Here is a 16,473-nt window from a genome sequence, read left to right as displayed (position 1 = left end):
CTGACTTTAACACAGCTTCTTCGGTGTTCTGGCAAACCTATAAGACTGTTATTGTTACGCGCCTGCAAAACCCTGAAATACCATCACCATGAATGGTCCACCGATTCCAGGAATGAATTCCTAAGCATGCTATCCAAGCACCTCGCCACGCCCAATCGAGTTTTCGACTTCATCTGCCAGTGGATTCTTCCGCTTGGCTTCGTACTGCTGCTGTGCGCCTTGTTCTTTCTGCCCGGGCGCAGCCAGCACCATAAATTGTTCTACGGGCTCTTCAGCATACCCACCCTGATAGCTCTGTGCCTGAGGCCGAGCACGCTGAAGGAGCTGATCCGCGAGCCCATTTTCATCGCCTTTGCGCTGTTCGCGGGCTGGGCCCTGATCAGCGTGTCGTGGGCACCCGAGACCGAAAGTATCGCGCGCCAGGTCAAAGTCGTACTGCATACCACTTTCTTGTTTGCCGGCTGCTATCTGCTGGTGCGCTATCGCAGCGACCTTCTTCACCCGCTGCTGTTCGGCGCGGCGAGCGTCGCCCTGCTCGCCTCGCTCTATAACCTGTATAGGTTTGGCCAGGTTTACCAACCGGGAATGCGCCTGATCGGCGCGGGGGCCCTCGATAACCCGCTGCTCAGCTCCCACCTGTACGGGTTCTTCTGCGTTTACTGGTTAAGCCTGAGCATGCTCTGGAAGAATCGCCAGATCCTTTGGCTGACGGTACCCGCAGCCTTGGTCATGTTCACAGCCGTCGTCGCCACCGGCTCAAGGACGCCCCTGGTCGCATTGGCCGCCGCAGCCATCTGGATCGGTATCCTTTGCTGGAATCGCCGCTCGATTGCCCTGTTCGGACTTCTGATCGGTGGAGGGGTCGCCGTAGGCGTATTGTTCAGCGGGATGATTCTCGCCCGTGGGAACTCATACCGTTTCGAGATCTGGCAGATCGTATTGCGCGAAATTGCCCAACACCCCTGGCTCGGGCACGGCTATGGCGCAGACCTGGCTGTTGATCCAGGCATAGGCTTCATGTTGGCTGAGCCCCATAACTTTGCCCTCGGCGTGTTGTATTACGTCGGCATTATCGGCTTTCTTCCGTGGCTTTTTTTCCAGGCCTGGGGGTTGCTGAGCAGCTGGCGGTATCGCGTCCAACCCTTCCTGGTCATGGCCTCCACGTGGCTGATATACGGCATGGGAGCAGGGCTGACAGAAGGTGGCGGCATCCTGTCCAGACCGAAGGAGCATTGGTTTCTGTTGTGGATTCCACTGGCCCTGATCGCCGCCCTGAGCATCAATTACCGCGCCAGGCGCTTGCTGAACATTCCCGTGCAAAAACTGTCACCCCAAGCCTTGGAAGGCCTTACCTGCGACGCACAGGTGATTGAATCCGACGGGCTCGGACCAAAAGTCCTGCGCCTGGCCGGGGGTGATTTCCTCAAACTGTTTCGAGCACGTCGCTGGTACACCTCGGGGGGGTTCAATCCTTATTCCGAGCGTTTTGCCGTCAACAGCCAGCAGCTACGCAACCTGGGCATACCGAGCCCGACGATTCTCAACCTGTACTATCTGAACGACGGCAGCAGCGCGGTGCACTACGTTCCTCTGCCGGGGATGACCCTGCGCCAGGCGCTGCAAAGCACGTCTACGCCTGCGCAGCGCCACGCCCTGGTCGAGGGTTTTGGTAAGTTCATGGCGCAATTGCATGAGCGAGGCGTTTACTTCCGCTCACTGCACCTGGGTAATGTGCTGGTGCTGGATAACGGCGAGTTCGGCCTGATCGATATAGCCGACCTGTACCTCTATCCATCGGCCCTCAGGCTCGCCCTTCGCCAACGCAACCTGCGCCACCTGCAGCGCTATCCAGAAGACCAAGGCTGGCTCTTCGAGCAGCACCTTGATGCGCTGCTGAACGGTTACGCCATGGTTGCCTCGAAGCCGGCCGTCGATAACCTGCACAAACGTATCTTGTCGGGAAGCAACCCAGCCCAGGCATGACGCTCCGCTCGCCGACCGCTCTTCAACATTGAATGCAGCGGTCACGAGTGGGCTGATCCCTTGGTCGAGGCTCAGCTTTTTTCCAGCGGACAAAAAAACAGGCGACCCAGGCCTCGCCAGGTTTTCTTGTTCCACGCCCTGAAGGGGATCTGCGCCAACAGTTCACGGGCGAACTTATGGTCGCGATTGGACGTTTTCAGGAACATGGAATTGAGGAACTTGTAGCGCACCTGATCATAGAGCGGATGATCGCTGAACAAGGCATAGGTACGCAGAATGCTGTCGGTCATGAACCGATGGTTTTTGTAGGAGTTGGTCGCGTGCTTACGATAGCGCGCCATCAATACGCTCAGGCCGTCGATAAAGTAACCGGCGTGGGTCACTTTCAGCTCGATCAACAGATCTTCCAGGCGAATCTGGGGATCGAATCCGCCCACCTTCTCCAGCGCCTCGCGACGAATCATCAGGGTTGGCGCCGGTGGGTAGGGTTTGCGTTCCATGAACATGTCTTCGAAATCCAGGCGCCGAAAGGGTACACCCCGATTCTGACGACTCTCGGGATAAAGATTCCCGTCGGCATCGATCAGCTCGATATTACCCGCGCAAATACCGACCTCAGGCTTGCCGTCCATGTAGGCCACCTGCACGGCAATCCGCTCGGGCAGCATAATGTCGTCGGAGCCAAACGGCACAATCAAGCTGCCGGTGGCACGGGCAATCGCTCCGTTAAGCGTATTGGTCAGCCCCTGGTTCTGCTGAACCCGGAAGTCGAAACCGTGCGCCGCCTGCAAGCGCTGGATACGTTCGACGCTGTCGTCGGTAGAACCATCATCGATGACCAGCAGCTCTATGTTCGGGTAGGTCTGCCCCAGCACACTGAGGATGCATTCCTCAATATAACGACTGTGGTTATAGGATGCGATGATCACGGTGACGACAGGTTGCGCGGCGCTCATGGCTGCTCCTTGTGGGCTTCGCTCAGGCCGGTCTCGATCAACTCAAGGTATTGCCGACGGAACACTTCGATGTCGTGCTGCTCGACCAGGTAACGATAGGCGCGCTCGCCACAAGCCTTGAGCTCGGCGTCCGAGAGCCCCAAGTAGGTGTCAAGTGCCGCTATCAGGCTCGGTACATCGGCAGGCGTTACCGCCAAGCCTCCGGCACCTTGGATCAATGGCAGCATTGCCGGTACATCCGTAGCGATCACGGGCAGGTGTCCACTCATGCCTTCCAGCAGTGCCAGGCCCAGGCCTTCGGCCAGGGAAGGCATGGTCCAGATATCGAATGCCCGCACATACTGCAAAGCGTTTTCCTTGAAGCCCAGCAGATGTGCACGATCGCTCAACCCCAACTGCTTGATCTGCGCTGCCAAGCGGGACTCTTCACGCCCGGCACCGATAATCGCCAGTTGGGCCGTGGGGTATTTGTCCTTGAGCGCGGCAAAAGCCTGCAAAAGGTACGTATGTCCCTTGACCGGCACCAATCGGCCCAGGGCGCCAATCAGCCTTACCGAAGGGCTGATCCCCAGCATTTCACGAGCGCGCTCGCGCGGGTGCTGCAAGGCTTCGGCCTGTTGGATGTCGATGGCGTTGGTGATGGCGTAAGTATTGGACTCGGTAAAGCCGCAACGGCAATCCAGCAGGTACTGTTTGACGGCCGGCGATACACCGACGAATCGCCAGTGACGATCCACCTGTCGCTGCGTCTGGCGGCGACGATAGAACCGGTCATATTCTCCGAACCCGTGTGAGATACCGATGCACAACGGAATTTTCAGCCATCGATTGAGCTGCAGCATCATGTTGACGGGCTTGAAACGATTGCACACGACCACATCGAATTTTTCTTCGCGGCAGAACTGGTATAACCGCCACATCGCGCGAAGACGCAACCCCTTGAGCGCCTTGTCAGAAAACTCGAAATATACCGAACGGTCAGCCCGGCTTACGGCCTCGCCAGGGCCCGGGCGGCCTCGCAAGAAAGCCGCCGTCACCTCGTAGCGTTCACTGGGCAGCGCCTTGACGATCTGTTCCGCCAGATCGGCGAAATCATGCTGCTTGACGTTGTAGTCGGGCTGCAGCTGCAGCACCTTCAACCGCTGACTCATAACTCTCCTTGGTGGAAACCTGCCGCATCGATCATCCAGGCAGGCGTCGTCGCCAGCCGTTGTATCCAGGCAGGATCTGGCTCAGGCAATGCCGACCAGTCGTTGCGCTTCCAACAGACAAAATGGAAATACGGAAAAGCACGCTCTCCATCCCGATCATTGGTCAGGCAGCCATTGCGCCAGTACCAGCGAAGGGGGAAGTTCTCCGAACCGTCATGCCACTTTATGCAACCGCCCGGCGTGCTGAACGCTTCGGTGAACTCGCTGCGTCGACGCCACGGATTGAATTTTCCAACCAGGGAAAACAGCGGTTCTGGAAAATTCTTGCGCCACATGAAAATACGGCTGAACGCCCCTTCGTCCAGGGCGTGATGCTGATCGTCGGTAAATCGATCTTTCCAGTTCTTGATCAGCTTGAACACTTCACGCGTGCGCGCGGTGTTGCGCATCAAGCACAAATGCCCGGCGACACGTCGTTCGTGGGTTGAAAACAAGTCATAACGGGCCAGGCGTTCGGCGGTGAAATATTGCCGAAGATCGCCATACACCAGGTCAATATCGCCAAAGGCCCAAAAATCGTAGCCTTCGAGACGGTCGGCATGAATGTACCCTAGGGCAGGTTTGATATCACACAGCTTGTAGGCCTGGGTTGGCTTGAAATCGATGCCCAGCCGCTGGGAAACCAGCTGGCAATAGGCTTCGAACGTCGTGGTTTCGACAGTCACGTTAGGCGGGAGATTTTCCGGTACGCCACAATCACTGAATAACAGCCAATCGATATCGGCGTTACGCCGACAGCTTTCGAGAAACAACGGCATCCAGAAAGGCCAACGTCCGAAATAGGGAATGACAAAAAGAATACGCGGGCAAGGATTGATCACAACAAGCTCACATTCACTAAGGACGAGGACGCTGGGGCCCGTTATGCGTCATTTATGTTTTATTTGTGCTTCAGAAGGTTTCAATTGCCAGAGAAGTTCGTGCCGCCTGACTGCCTTGCGGAAAAAATCGTTCTCGCCGTAGACGGACCTCACTCTACTGGTCATAAGGCACTGTATCAATCGCCTCAACCGCCGCTTCAATGGCGCAGGCGGTTGCAGATCATGCATCATCCCCAGCGCCATGGCCTTGTCCCGCTGGATCGTCAACGACAGTGGCAGGCTCAGAGGGTGCATCGACCGATCCGGATCGAAAACCGGTGGCAACGCGACACCCTCTCCCGCATCGCCCATGGGCCAGCGGTCATTGTCGTGTAGGTGATTGGCATAACCCAGCAGCGTGGTGGGCTGCCACTCCAGGCCCGCGAGAGCTTGCATGACTGCGCGATGTGCACAGACATGATCGGGGTGCGGGTCAAGCGTCGGGTGCGGCAGGACAATCACCTCGGGGCGCGCCTTGAGCAGCAGCTCGCGCAGGTCTGCCAGCAGGTTGTTCCAGGTCGGCGCACCGTCGACGTCACCGGGCAGGGCAAACGGATTCATCTGGCGAAACAGCCGGGTATCGCTCAGGTCCGCCTCGCGAGAACCCTGTGGCTGGCTGGGCGCGGCTTGCATGGCAGCCAATTGCAGGCAGAAGTACCCCAGCTGAACACAATGGGCTTCAGGTACCCCAGCCCAGCGTGGCACGGCGATACTGTCCCACGCTCGCAAACGCCCCTTGAGCCGCGCGGCTTCGACGCCGTCCAGGCCCATCCGCCGATAATGCTCGGCTTCAATTTCACCCGCCGTCAACGTCACGATCCAGGCTTCATCGGCCTGGCTGTATAACCCGTAGGCGGCCAGCTCCGCATCGTCGGCATGGGGTGCGATGACCATCACCCGCTGACGCTGCACCTCCACGGGCGCGAACGACCAAAGCATCGGCTCGCCCAGCAAGCGACAGAAGCGCCCGCGCAGGTGCAGGTCACCCCGGGACAGCACGTCGCCCTGCTCGCTGAGATTGAGATAGCGCAGGCCGTTGACGCCACGCTCGAAAGTTTGTCGATCCAGATGTTCACCGCCCGACAACTCGACGAGTGGATCGATGAAACGCCCTAGCCAGGTACTTTTGACCCGCAGCGCGAGGATCAGCGTAGCGCCATCGTCCACCATCACGCCTTCGTCCAATCGCAGTCGCCCGGCATGCAAATGCACCTTGGGTTGCTGAGTGAACGGCGGGAAGCTGTATTGATAGTCGTCCTTGGGCGAATAGAACAGATGATCGGCGAACCACGCCTCGTGGGCGACCCAGCCCAGGACCGCAAGCACCAGGGGCAGCCACCAGGCCACCGCGACACCCAGCATGACCAGCACAACGAGGGCGAACAACAGCCCCATGCGCTTGTTGCGACGGTGACGCTTGAGCAACTGTTGCTTGCGACTCACGGGCGAATTCATACGGTAAACACCGGCACGGGGTTGCACCAACGGTCCTTGTACTCCCGGTCCGCCCGACCGAAGGAAAAACGCAACGGTTTGCCGGCGGCACGGGCCTGCTCCCAGGCGCTTTGGGTGTTGAGAAAGCTCAATACGCTACCAGGGCTGAATTCGCGGGTCTGCGGATCGACGCCGCCGTTGATGTACTCGACGCTGATCCACTCGGGCGCTTCGACCCGATACACCAGTTGAATGGCAATCGGCGCATCGTTGAGAAAGATCACCGAACCGATCAGCCATTCGCGCAGCAGCTCGATCACCTCGCCCATGCGCTCGGCACCGGTGGCCGCAAAGCCCCAACGGCGCAGGAACAGGTCGCAGTAGATCGAGGCCAGTTCCGCGCTGGAAAACTCGCCGACCGGTCGCACCAGCCCGCCCGCCTCTTCCAGCAACCGTAGCTCACGGCGCTGGTTGTAGCGAAACTTCTTGGACAGTTCTTCCGGCGTGCGGGCCATGGCCAGTTGCTCCTGCTGCAACTTCAAGCCACTGAAACGTCCCTCGTTGAGGGCCGACAGGTAACGCCCGCGATGACGCAACGGTGCCAGTGCATCGGGCGCGGCCGGCAGAATCAGTTCGGCATTGCCCAGGTCGAACAAGCCTTTTTTACCACTGCGCTTGAGCACGTCTTTGGACAGCGCCAGGTCGCGCCCCCAGGTTGGGATCGCCGCCTTGAGCTCGCCCCCCTGTTCAAATGCCAAGTACCGCACGGGAATCCCGGCCAGGGCCGCCAGACGCTCGACCACTGCCGGGTGAGTGGCGACACTGCCACCAAAACGCTGCCAGGCCTGGGCATAAATCGACGCATCTACGGCTGTCCAGCCGCGTTCACGCCAGCCTTGGAATCGGTTGAGCATCAGGCCCTCGGCGCCAGTTCGATAACTTGAGGCAAACGCCAGAATGCCTCGCGTACGGCGCGATCCGAGAAGCGTTCGCGCAGGCGGTCGAGCATCAGCTCGGCGCATTGGCGACGCTGCAAATCGTCCATGGCCGCCAGGTGACGTAGCGCCTGTGCCATGTGCTCGGCGTCGCCCTGCGGAAACAGGATGCCCACGCCTTCGACTACTTCCTTCGCCCCACCGCAGGCCGTCGCCAGCAGCGGTACGCCGGCGGCCATGGCTTCAAGCAGGACCATGCCGAACGGCTCGTGGTCGGAACTCAGGGCAAACACATCAAAGGCGCGAAAGTAGCGGCGCGCATCGGGCACTTGGCCGAGGAGCAACACGCGGTCGGCAATGCCCAACTCCAGTGCCTGCTCTCGAAGGTCCTGTTCCAGACGGCCCGTGCCGAGAATCGCCAGTTGGCTGTTAGCCGGCAGATACGCCAGCGCCTCGGCAAACCCGCGCAACAGTGTGGCCTGGTCCTTGTCCGGGTGCAGGCGACCGACGTTGCCGACGATCCAGGCATCCGAATCCAACCCCAGGGTGTGCCGCGCCACGTCCCGGGAGACGAGGCTGGCCTGCACGGCATCCAGGTCGATACGGTTGTAGAGGGTCTGTATCCGGGTGACTGGCCATTTCGGCAGGCAGCGACGCATGTCGTCACGTACCGCATCGGAAACCCCGAGCAAGCTCAGGCGCTTGCGAAACACATGGACGAACAGTCGACGGGAGCTTCGTTGGTAGTCATCAAAAGCATGATGCACGCCGATCACCGGCAGGCCAGTGCCAAGCAAGGCGATATAGATCGGCTTGAAGCGGTGGGCGATACAAAAACTGAAATTGCGCGAAGCGGCGATCTTGCGCAGATCACTGATGGCGCCCAGCTTCAGGCCACGTATGGCACTGGAGCTGTATTCCATGAACAGCACCTCGTCCGAGGCACAACTGGCTGCGACTTGCGCATCCGCCACCCCGGTGAGAAACACCGTGGTCACACGGTAGCCAGTACCCGCGAACAGGCTGGCGTATTGACGGGCACAGTCCAGGAACGGCCCGTCATAACCGTGGCAGAACTGCAGCACATGTCGCTCAGCCGAGCGTGTCATAAGCATCCACGCCGTCTTTGACCACCAGGATGTCTTCCATGATCAAATACTGCAGGTCGGAACCAAAAAACATATTCAGCGCGTCGGTCGGCGAGCAGATCATCGGTTCGCCACGACGGTTGAGCGAGGTGTTCAAGGACACACCGTTGCCGGTCAGGACTTCCAGGGCCTTCATCATGTCGTAGTAACGCGGGTTGTACTCACGCTTGAGCACCTGGGCCCGGGAAGTACCGTCTTCATGGACGACTTCCGGCACGCGGGTCTTCCACTCTTCAGCCACTTCGAAGGTGAAGGTCATGAACGGCGCCGGGTGATCGACCTTGATCATCTGCGGCGCAACGGTGTCGAGCATGGACGGGCAGAAAGGCCTCCAGCGCTCGCGGAACTTGATCTGTTCGTTGATGCGATCGGCCACGCCGCTGGCGCTCGGGCAACCGATGATCGAGCGACCACCCAAGGCCCGCGGGCCAAACTCCATGCGCCCCTGGAACCAGGCCACCGGGTTGCCGTCGACCATGATCTTGGCAATGCGCTCGGGGGTGTTTTCGATCTTGCGCCACGCCGGCTTGCTCGGATGACGGGCGCAGGCTGCAATCACGTCTTCGTTGCTGTAGGCCGGGCCGAGGTAGACGTGTTCCATCTTCTCCACTGGCACGCCACGGGCGTGGGACACATAAGCCGCCGCGCCCACCGCAGTGCCGGCGTCGCCGGACGCCGGTTGCACGAACAGTTCCTTGACGTCATCACGGGCAATGATTTTCTGGTTCAGCTTGACGTTCAAGGCGCAGCCGCCGGCGAAGGCCAGCTTGCCGGTTTCCTTGAGCACGTCGCCCAGGTAGTGGTCGATCATTTGCAGCGCGAGCTTCTCGAACAGCGCCTGCATGCTGGCCGCGTAGTGGATGTACGGCTCGTCGGCGATGTCGCCTTCGCGTTTCGGGCCGAGCCATTCGATCAGCTTCGGCGAGAAGTAGAAGCCCTTGCCCTTCTCTTTATAGCGACGCAGGCCGATCACGTTGGCGTAGTCGGTATTGATCACCAGCTCGCCGTTTTCGAACGAGGCCAGGCGTGAGAAATCGTACTTGGTGGCATCGCCGTAGGGCGCCATGCCCATGACCTTGAACTCGCCGTCGAGCATTTCAAAGCCCAGGAACTCGGTGATCGCGCCGTACAGGCCACCCAGGGAGTCCGGATCGAAGAACTCCTTGATCTTGTGGATCTTGCCGTTTTCGCCATAGCCAAAGAAGGTCGTGGCGTATTCGCCCTTGCCGTCGATGCCCAGGATCGCGGTTTTCTCCTGGAAGCCCGAGCAGTGGTAGGCACTGGAGGCGTGAGCCAGGTGGTGCTCGACCGGCTCGATCTTGATTTTCTTCGGATCGAAGCCCAGTTGCTCCAGGCACCAGACGATCTTGCGGCGATAGCGCTTGTAGCGACGGTTGCCCATCAGGATCGCGTCAAGAGCGCGGTCCGGGGCGTACCAGTAACGTTTGGCGTAATGCCAGCGCGCTTCACCGAACAGGCTGATCGGGGCGAACGGGATCGCCACCACGTCGACGTCGGACGGCTTGATGCCGGCCTGCTCCAGGCAGAACTTCGCCGACTCATAGGGCATGCGGTTCTTTGCATGTTTATCGCGTACGAAGCGCTCTTCCTCCGCCGCCGCGATCAGCTTGCCGTCTATGTACAGCGCTGCGGAAGGATCATGGCTAAGGGCGCCGGACAGGCCAAGAATCGTCAATGCCACAGGGGTCTAGCCTCTTATGTCTGCATACGGGCGACAAGGCGCCTCGAAAAATTGATGTGCCACTCGCCGGGGGCGCTGGGCAGAAAGGGCGGGATTATAGCTTAAAAGCGGCCTTAAGCCTCTAGCGACAAGCGGCAAGTGGCTTTATTGGGAGCCAAACACGGTCCTGTGGCGAGGGAGCTTGCTCCCGTTCGACTGCGCAGCAGTCGTAAACCTGCCAACGGTTTTTTACTCGTGCACCGTGTTGAATGGCTTTGGGGCTGCTGCGCAGCCCAGCGGGAGCAAGCTCCCTCGCCACGGGTTCATCGGTTGCCCTTACAGCAGGGCTCAAGCGCTATCGACTGTTTTGGGCACCCGCTGATCAATCACCCGATACAACGCACTGTCCTCAGGCCAATTGCGCATGAACCGCGCGCGATCCCGGGCGTAGGCCGGGGCGTAGCTGGCGTGGGTGCGGTGCTGGCACATGGAGTCCAGGTCGATCAGCGCCCAGCGGTCGTGCTGCCAGAACAGGTTGTGGCCCTTGAGGTCGCCGTGGCTGATGCGCTCGCGGATCAGGTCGGCGAACAGCCGGTCCAGCGCCAGCAATTCGGGCTCGGGAGCGTCACCGTTTTCCACATAGGGGCCGAAGCGCTCGATGATGTCGGGCCCAGGCAGGTATTCGGTCACCAGGTACGCACCGCGACGCAGCCACAGGAAACGCTTTTCCAGCAATGCCAGCGGCTTGGGCGTGGCGATGCCGAGGAAGGCCAGGCGATGGCCTTCGCGCCAGGAATGCCAGGCACGGCTCGGGCGCCAGAAGCGCTTGAGCCAGTGGGCGAAATTCTTGATGTTGTAGCGCTTTATCACCAGGGGACGGCCGTCCACTTCAACTTTACCGACGCTCGCCGCGCCACCGGTCTTGTACAGGTGCCCCCGCTCAAGCAAGGCATCCGCCTGTTCCAGCACCGGCGTCATGGCCGCCTCCTCATCACGCCGGATCGCCCGCAAGCCGAACGCCCCGCGCTGCACGCTGAACAGGCTGCACTCGCGCCCAACCTTTTCCAGGAAGTCCTTCAGGCGCCAGGCGTGGACCTTGTCGATCTGTTTTTGCAGCGCCTCCATGGGCAAAGCGTGTTCAGCGTTGCCCAACAGGTAGTACACCAACAGTTCCTCATTGAACGGCTCAAGGGCTTTGGGCAACTGGGCGAAAAACACACCCAGGTTCTCCAATACCTTTTGCCGTGACAACGGCTGGCCCGGGGTTTCGACGCGAATGCCGGCGCCGTCGATCAAGTAGAGCTTGCCGGCGTGGCGCAGCAGATTGTCCAGGTGCAGGTCTTCTTGCCACAGGCCTTTGCCATGCAATTGCGCGATGGCACCCAGGGCTTCGGCCAGCACCGCGGTTTGCTCGTCGGCCAGCAATGGCAGAGGCTCGACCTGTTTCCAGGCATCACCCAGGCTCTCGGCGCCCTCGAGCAACTCGAACAACAACCAGCCACCTTCACCTTCTTTCAGGCCATCAGCCAGCAACAGCGGCGTGGTCAGGCCTTGGTCCGCCAGCAGGCGCACGCCTTGCAGTTCCCGCTGAAAATGCCGGGCGGCCTTGCTGCCCACCAACAATTTGGCCAACACCGGCCGCCCGCGCCAGATGCCCGCACCGACGTAACGCTGCCCCGGCAACACCCGCAACAGCGAAAGCAGCTGCAATTGCGCCGGGCCGGCGGCATCGGCCAGTTCCAGGCTCAAGGGCAGGCTGGGGTTGCGGCCGACGTTCTTCAATTCGGACAAATGCATCAACGGGCTTCCTTATGGCTGCGCCGGGCGGTCAGGCGGTTCATCCAGCTGTCGACCAGACCACTTTCGAGTGGTTGATCCAGGTAGGAGGACAGCAATTGGCGCACATCGTCGTGACTCCAGATCGAGGCGCGGCGCAGCAAAGGCTCCAGGTCCTTGATCCGATCGCGTTGGCCGAACAGCAACGGCCGAGTCTTTTCCAGGTCGATCAATTGCGCCTGATAGCCGCCGTCGGTGGCTTGCAGAAAGATGTGCTTGGGATAGAAGCAACCGTGCACCTGATGCTTGGAATGCAGGCGCCGCGCCAACTGGCCACAGGCGTTCAGGACGGTGGTGCGCTGCGCCGCCGTCAGGGTCGGCCAGCGCTGCAAGAGTGAATCCAGGTCATCCCAGCCATCCAGGGCACGAGTCAGCAGGATCGCCCGCACCTCGCCATCCACCTTGCGCTGACCATAGAACACCGCTTGCAGGGCCGGAATCCCCAACTGACGGTAACGACTGATGTTGCGAAACTCCCGGGAAAAACTCGGCTCACCCAAAGGGTGGGACCAGGTTCGGGTCAGGTAATTACTCTGGCGCTTGAGGTAATAACCCTGCCCTTCCAGCTCCAGCCGAAACACGCTGCTCCAGCCGTCGCCCAAGGTATTGGGCTCATCCACCGCGTCCAATTGCCGCGCCCAAAGGGCCTCGAAGCTGTCCAGGCCATGACGTTGCAGCAACGCCCGGTCTTCAGCGGCCAGAAAATCAGTCATTCACGCCCCTCGAAAAATCTCACCACGTGACGGATGCGTTTCTTGTCGCACGCATCGAGCCGGTCGCGCTGGCGGTATTGCAGGTAAAAACGCAGGCGTTGAGTGGCCGACAGGTGGTACTTGGCCACTTTGTCCAGGCACGCCAGGTCTTTGGTGATGCGGTACTTGAGCCAGAAACCGCGCCAGAAATCACCGTTCGGGCAGTCGATCAGGAACAGCTTCGACTGGTCATCGATCAGCAGGTTGCGCCACTTCAGATCGTTATGGGTGAAGCGATGGTCGTGCATGGTCCGGGTGTAACCGGCCAGTTGCCGGCTCACTCCGTCGACCCAGGCCCGGTCCGCCAGCCTTGAATCATGGCGATCAGCCAGGGCCGAGAGGTCTTCGGTGTGAGGCAGCTCGCGGGTGATCATCGCGCCACGGGCATAGGCGGCGCCGTTTCGCTCCAGGCCCCAGGCAACGATTTCAGCCGTGGGAATACCCCATTTGGCGAAGCGCTTGAGGTTCTGCCATTCGGACTTGACCCGCGGCTTGCCCAGGTAGCGCCGCAAGCCCTTGCCGGCGCCGACGTAGCGCTTGACGTAATAATTCACGCCATTGCGCTGCACCCGGATCACCTCTGAGAGCGGGTCGCGCGTCAGACGCTCGCCCTTGAGGGCGAACACGGCTTCGAGACTGCCGAAATCTTGCGCCAGCTCAGCGTAGGCCGGTTCCAGCGTCCAACCCGACATCAGAGCGCATCCCCGTACCGCTGTTTGCGGGCATACAGTTTGTTGGCCTTGCCTTCGAGCCAGCTCAGCAACGAAGCCTCTTCGGCGAGAATCCGGCGCAGCGGCTGCTGGAAATAACCCTTGAGGAAACGCAGCTTGTCGCGACGGGTCAGGCCAATGTCCAGCGCCGAGAAATACAACGCCGCCAGGTCCTTGTTGCGCCAGCGAGTGGTGATGGCCGGGCGGGTCTGGGCGCGGTGCAGGTCGATCACCGAGAGCTTGAAATCCCCAGGCGTCACCGGCTTGTCGGTGTGCAGCAAAAAGTGGCAGATGTAGCAGTCACGATGGTTGACGCCGGCACGGTGCATCATGCCAGTCATACGGGCGACTTCGGCGATCAAGGCATGCTTGAGCGCCGGCGGTGGTGGTTGCTTGACCCAATCGATGCTGAAGTCTTCGAGGCTGACGGTCGGCGCCAGCTCTTCGGTGACAATGAACGAGTGCTGGTCCGCCGGATTGCTGCCCTTTTCACCGTATGCGACAGCCGTCATGGTGGGCACGCCGACTTCCTGCAAGCGCTGGATGGCCTTCCATTCCTGTCCCGCGCCGAGTACCGGCAACTTGGCGGTGAGCAGGTTCTTGAAGATTTCGCCCCAACCGATGCCGCGATGGATCTTCACGAAAAAACCGCGGCCGTCCACTTCCGTGCGCAAGGTGCGCCGGGCTTCCAGTTCGCGATAGACCTCGCCCTTGAGCGCTTCGACTTCGGCGAACGCATCGCGCCCGACCCAAAGGCTCTTGAACGGTTCGGCCAGCATCAACTTCATTGTGCGTGCTCCGCCAATATCACATCGGCCGCGTGCTGCGGCATGCTGTAGAGGTCGGCCGTCTCGGCGAAGGCCAGACCGTTGCGGCTCCAGGCCGCCCGTGCATCGGCGTCGCTCAACATGCGACCCAGGTACTCGGTGAGCTGTGCCTGTTCGAACGGTTCGTCGAGCACCAGGCCGCTGTCGGCCTCGGCGATGTAATGGGCGTACCCGCACACCGCGCTGACCAGCACCGGCAACCCGGCCACCAGCGCCTCGAGCAGCACAGTGCCAGTGTTCTCGTTGTAGGCCGGATGGATCAACAAGTCGGCCCCCAGTAGGAAACGCGGGATATCGCTGCGCCCCTTGAGGAACCGCACGTTGTCACCGAGCCCCAGCGTGGCGCTCTGCAATTGGAATACTTTGGGGTCGTCCTGGCCGATTACAAATAGCCGGGTGCGTTTTCTCAACTCGCCAGGCAGCGCGGCCAAAGCCTTGAGGCTGCGATCCACGCCCTTGGTCTTGAAGCCGGAACCGATCTGCACCAGCAGTAGATCGTCATCAGCCAGCTCGAATTCGGCCCGGAACGCGGCGCGGATCTGGTCGGCATCGGCGGGCCGACGACGGTCCTGGGCGATGCCGGGCGGCAGCAGGTGGAAGCGCTCCAGCGGCGTGCCGTAGTGCTTGATGAACAGCGGCTGCTGGACTTCGGAGATCATCAGCACGTCAGTCTTGGCGTCCTTGGCGAACACCGCCCGCTCGTACTCGGCGAAATGCCGGTAGCGGCCCCAACGCCGATACAACGAATTGCGCAGGTTCTGTGCCTTGTCTTCGAAGCAGCCGTCGGCGGCGTAGTACACGTCCAGGCCGGGCATTTTGTTGAAGCCGATCAAGCGATCCACCGGGCGCTTGGCCAGGTCAGCTTCCATCCACGCGCTGAGTTTCTCGTTGCGGCGATGGTTGAACAGCGCCTTGACCGGCGCCACCAGCACTTCGAAGCCTGGCGGAATGTCACCTTCCCAGATCAGCGTGTAGACACGGATCTGGTGACCGCGTTGCTGGCACTCCAGGGCGATGCGCATGAAATCACGCTGCAGGCCGCCGAAGGGAAAATACTTGTAAAGGACAAAAGCCAATTGCATCAGCGCGGCTCCTCAGCCAATAACGTGCTCAGGTGGCTGGCAACACGCTCGGGGTTCAGACGCGTGAAGCACAGGGGCTGCTCGCGTTTCAGGTCAAACCGACGGGCATCTTCGGCGGTCGGCGGGTAAGTGCACTGCTTTTGCATGCAGGGCGCACAGGGGAAATCGCTGGCGAGGTGGATCTGGCCTTTGCCGTAGGCCCCCGTCAGCACCGGATTCGTCGGACCGAGCAGTGAAATTGTCGGCACGTCCAAGGCCGCGGCCAGGTGACCGAGACCCGTGTCCACGGCTACGCAGGCCTGGGCGCCGGCGAGTATCTTGCCCATTCCCCTCAGATTCAGCTTCGGCAGCACCAGGGCATTGCGCAACCCGCTGGCGATGCGTTCGGCCCGAGCCTTCTCGGCCGGGCTGCCCCACGGCAGTTTTACCACCACGCCGAACTGTCCCATGCGCTCGGTGAGCTGGCGCCAATAGAGTTCGGGCCAGTGCTTGGACTCCCAGGTCGTGCCATGCAGGAACACCACGTAGGGATAAGGGCGTGGCAATTCCACCAGTCGGTCGATGTCGAGGCCATAGCTTCCCTGGGTTTGCGGCAGGTCATAGCCCAGCGCCAGGGCGAACAACTGACGCACGCGCTCGACCGCGTGCTGACTACGGGCCACCGCCAGGCGCCGGGAATAGAAACGCGCGGCCAAGGGCTCCCGGGCCGAATCCTTATCCAGACCGGCAACCGGGGCCTTGACGTAACGGGTCAACCAGGCACTTTTCAGCAGGCCCTGGGCATCAATGACCAGGTCGTACTTTTGCGCGCGCACGCTTTGCTTGAAGCGTCGCCACTCGCCGCTCTTGATGGTTTGCCAGAGGTTCTTGCGCCAGCGCCGTATTGCCACCGGGATAACCTTGCCCACGGCCGGGTGCCAGGTGGGAATTTCGGCGAAGCCTTCTTCCACGACCCAATCGAATTTAATGCCAGGAATCGCCCGCGCCGCGTCGGTCAGCGCGGGCAGGGTGTGGATCACATCCCCCAGCGAAGAGGTCTTGATCAGCAATACCCGCAA

At 60.7% G+C, this 16,473-nt stretch carries 14 protein-coding genes; 1 reads left to right on the top strand and 13 read right to left on the bottom strand.

All coding sequences use genetic code 11. The annotated features are described in order from the left end of the window. Positions 1-126: 126 nt before the first annotated feature. A complete protein-coding gene (locus tag CD58_RS02460; protein ID WP_025211504.1) occupies positions 127-1,983 on the top strand; it encodes a bifunctional O-antigen ligase/aminoglycoside phosphotransferase family protein in 1,857 nt (618 codons plus the stop codon). 71 nt (positions 1,984-2,054) lie between these two features. Here the strand turns inward: CD58_RS02460 and CD58_RS02455 are convergent, their stop codons facing one another. From CD58_RS02455 to waaC, 13 genes are all read right to left on the bottom strand, one after another. Continuing rightward, the gene (locus tag CD58_RS02455; protein WP_025211503.1) at positions 2,055-2,939 is read right to left on the bottom strand and encodes a glycosyltransferase; all 885 of its coding nucleotides are present in this window, start codon (positions 2,937-2,939) and stop codon (positions 2,055-2,057) included. Then, entirely contained in the window at positions 2,936-4,090 is a 1,155-nt protein-coding gene (locus CD58_RS02450) for a glycosyltransferase (RefSeq protein ID WP_025211502.1), read from the bottom strand. The genes CD58_RS02455 and CD58_RS02450 overlap by 4 nt, the downstream gene beginning before the upstream one ends. Beyond that, entirely contained in the window at positions 4,087-4,971 is an 885-nt protein-coding gene (locus tag CD58_RS02445) for a DUF6625 family protein (protein ID WP_025211501.1), read from the bottom strand. Before CD58_RS02445 ends, CD58_RS02450 begins: the two co-directional genes overlap by 4 nt. A gap of 48 nt (positions 4,972-5,019) precedes the next feature. Continuing rightward, positions 5,020-6,453: a PIG-L deacetylase family protein gene (locus CD58_RS02440; protein ID WP_025211500.1), complete on the bottom strand. Its 1,434-nt coding sequence runs from the start codon at positions 6,451-6,453 to the stop codon at positions 5,020-5,022. An 8-nt stretch (positions 6,454-6,461) separates the two neighbouring features. Beyond that, positions 6,462-7,358 (bottom strand): antimicrobial resistance protein Mig-14, encoded by an 897-nt coding sequence (locus CD58_RS02435; protein ID WP_025211499.1) that lies wholly within the window; start codon positions 7,356-7,358, stop codon positions 6,462-6,464. Further along, entirely contained in the window at positions 7,358-8,488 is a 1,131-nt protein-coding gene (locus CD58_RS02430) for a glycosyltransferase (RefSeq protein ID WP_025211498.1), read from the bottom strand. The genes CD58_RS02435 and CD58_RS02430 overlap by 1 nt, the downstream gene beginning before the upstream one ends. Continuing rightward, positions 8,472-10,229, bottom strand: a complete 1,758-nt coding sequence (locus tag CD58_RS02425) for a carbamoyltransferase (RefSeq protein ID WP_025211497.1) — start codon at positions 10,227-10,229, stop codon at positions 8,472-8,474. The genes CD58_RS02430 and CD58_RS02425 overlap by 17 nt, the downstream gene beginning before the upstream one ends. A 327-nt stretch (positions 10,230-10,556) precedes the next feature. Continuing rightward, positions 10,557-12,005 (bottom strand): lipopolysaccharide kinase InaA family protein, encoded by a 1,449-nt coding sequence (locus CD58_RS02420; protein WP_038436390.1) that lies wholly within the window; start codon positions 12,003-12,005, stop codon positions 10,557-10,559. Next, the gene (locus CD58_RS02415; RefSeq protein ID WP_025211496.1) at positions 12,005-12,757 is read right to left on the bottom strand and encodes a lipopolysaccharide kinase InaA family protein; all 753 of its coding nucleotides are present in this window, start codon (positions 12,755-12,757) and stop codon (positions 12,005-12,007) included. The genes CD58_RS02420 and CD58_RS02415 overlap by 1 nt, the downstream gene beginning before the upstream one ends. Next, positions 12,754-13,488 (bottom strand): lipopolysaccharide kinase InaA family protein, encoded by a 735-nt coding sequence (locus CD58_RS02410; RefSeq protein ID WP_025211495.1) that lies wholly within the window; start codon positions 13,486-13,488, stop codon positions 12,754-12,756. The genes CD58_RS02415 and CD58_RS02410 overlap by 4 nt, the downstream gene beginning before the upstream one ends. Beyond that, on the bottom strand, positions 13,488-14,294 hold the full coding sequence (gene rfaP / locus CD58_RS02405; protein ID WP_025211494.1) for a lipopolysaccharide core heptose(I) kinase RfaP: 807 nt from the start codon (positions 14,292-14,294) through the stop codon (positions 13,488-13,490). The genes CD58_RS02410 and rfaP overlap by 1 nt, the downstream gene beginning before the upstream one ends. Then, positions 14,291-15,415, bottom strand: coding sequence for a glycosyltransferase family 4 protein (locus tag CD58_RS02400; RefSeq protein WP_025211493.1), 1,125 nt, complete (start codon positions 15,413-15,415; stop codon positions 14,291-14,293). Before CD58_RS02400 ends, rfaP begins: the two co-directional genes overlap by 4 nt. After that, positions 15,415-16,473: a lipopolysaccharide heptosyltransferase I gene (gene waaC / locus CD58_RS02395; protein ID WP_025211492.1), complete on the bottom strand. Its 1,059-nt coding sequence runs from the start codon at positions 16,471-16,473 to the stop codon at positions 15,415-15,417. Before waaC ends, CD58_RS02400 begins: the two co-directional genes overlap by 1 nt.

The organism is Pseudomonas brassicacearum (genome assembly GCF_000585995.1).
In the GTDB taxonomy this organism is placed as follows: Bacteria; Pseudomonadota; Gammaproteobacteria; order Pseudomonadales; family Pseudomonadaceae; genus Aquipseudomonas; species Aquipseudomonas brassicacearum_A.
Note: the sequence above shows the minus strand (reverse complement) of the source record. Positions and strands in the feature narration are given on the sequence as shown.

Bases quoted from the DNA above. Each gene is read 5' to 3' on its own strand.
- CD58_RS02400 (WP_025211493.1), bottom strand. From the start codon at position 15,415: ATGCAATTGGCTTTTGTCCTTTACAAGTATTTTCCCTTCGGCGGCCTG.
- rfaP (WP_025211494.1), bottom strand. From the start codon at position 14,294: ATGAAGTTGATGCTGGCCGAACCGTTCAAGAGCCTTTGGGTCGGGCGC.
- CD58_RS02460 (WP_025211504.1), top strand. From the start codon at position 127: ATGCTATCCAAGCACCTCGCCACGCCCAATCGAGTTTTCGACTTCATC.
- CD58_RS02420 (WP_038436390.1), bottom strand. From the start codon at position 12,005: ATGCATTTGTCCGAATTGAAGAACGTCGGCCGCAACCCCAGCCTGCCC.
- CD58_RS02415 (WP_025211496.1), bottom strand. From the start codon at position 12,757: ATGACTGATTTTCTGGCCGCTGAAGACCGGGCGTTGCTGCAACGTCAT.
- CD58_RS02430 (WP_025211498.1), bottom strand. From the start codon at position 8,488: ATGACACGCTCGGCTGAGCGACATGTGCTGCAGTTCTGCCACGGTTAT.
- CD58_RS02410 (WP_025211495.1), bottom strand. From the start codon at position 13,488: ATGTCGGGTTGGACGCTGGAACCGGCCTACGCTGAGCTGGCGCAAGAT.
- CD58_RS02450 (WP_025211502.1), bottom strand. From the start codon at position 4,090: ATGAGTCAGCGGTTGAAGGTGCTGCAGCTGCAGCCCGACTACAACGTC.
- CD58_RS02455 (WP_025211503.1), bottom strand. From the start codon at position 2,939: ATGAGCGCCGCGCAACCTGTCGTCACCGTGATCATCGCATCCTATAAC.
- CD58_RS02435 (WP_025211499.1), bottom strand. From the start codon at position 7,358: ATGCTCAACCGATTCCAAGGCTGGCGTGAACGCGGCTGGACAGCCGTA.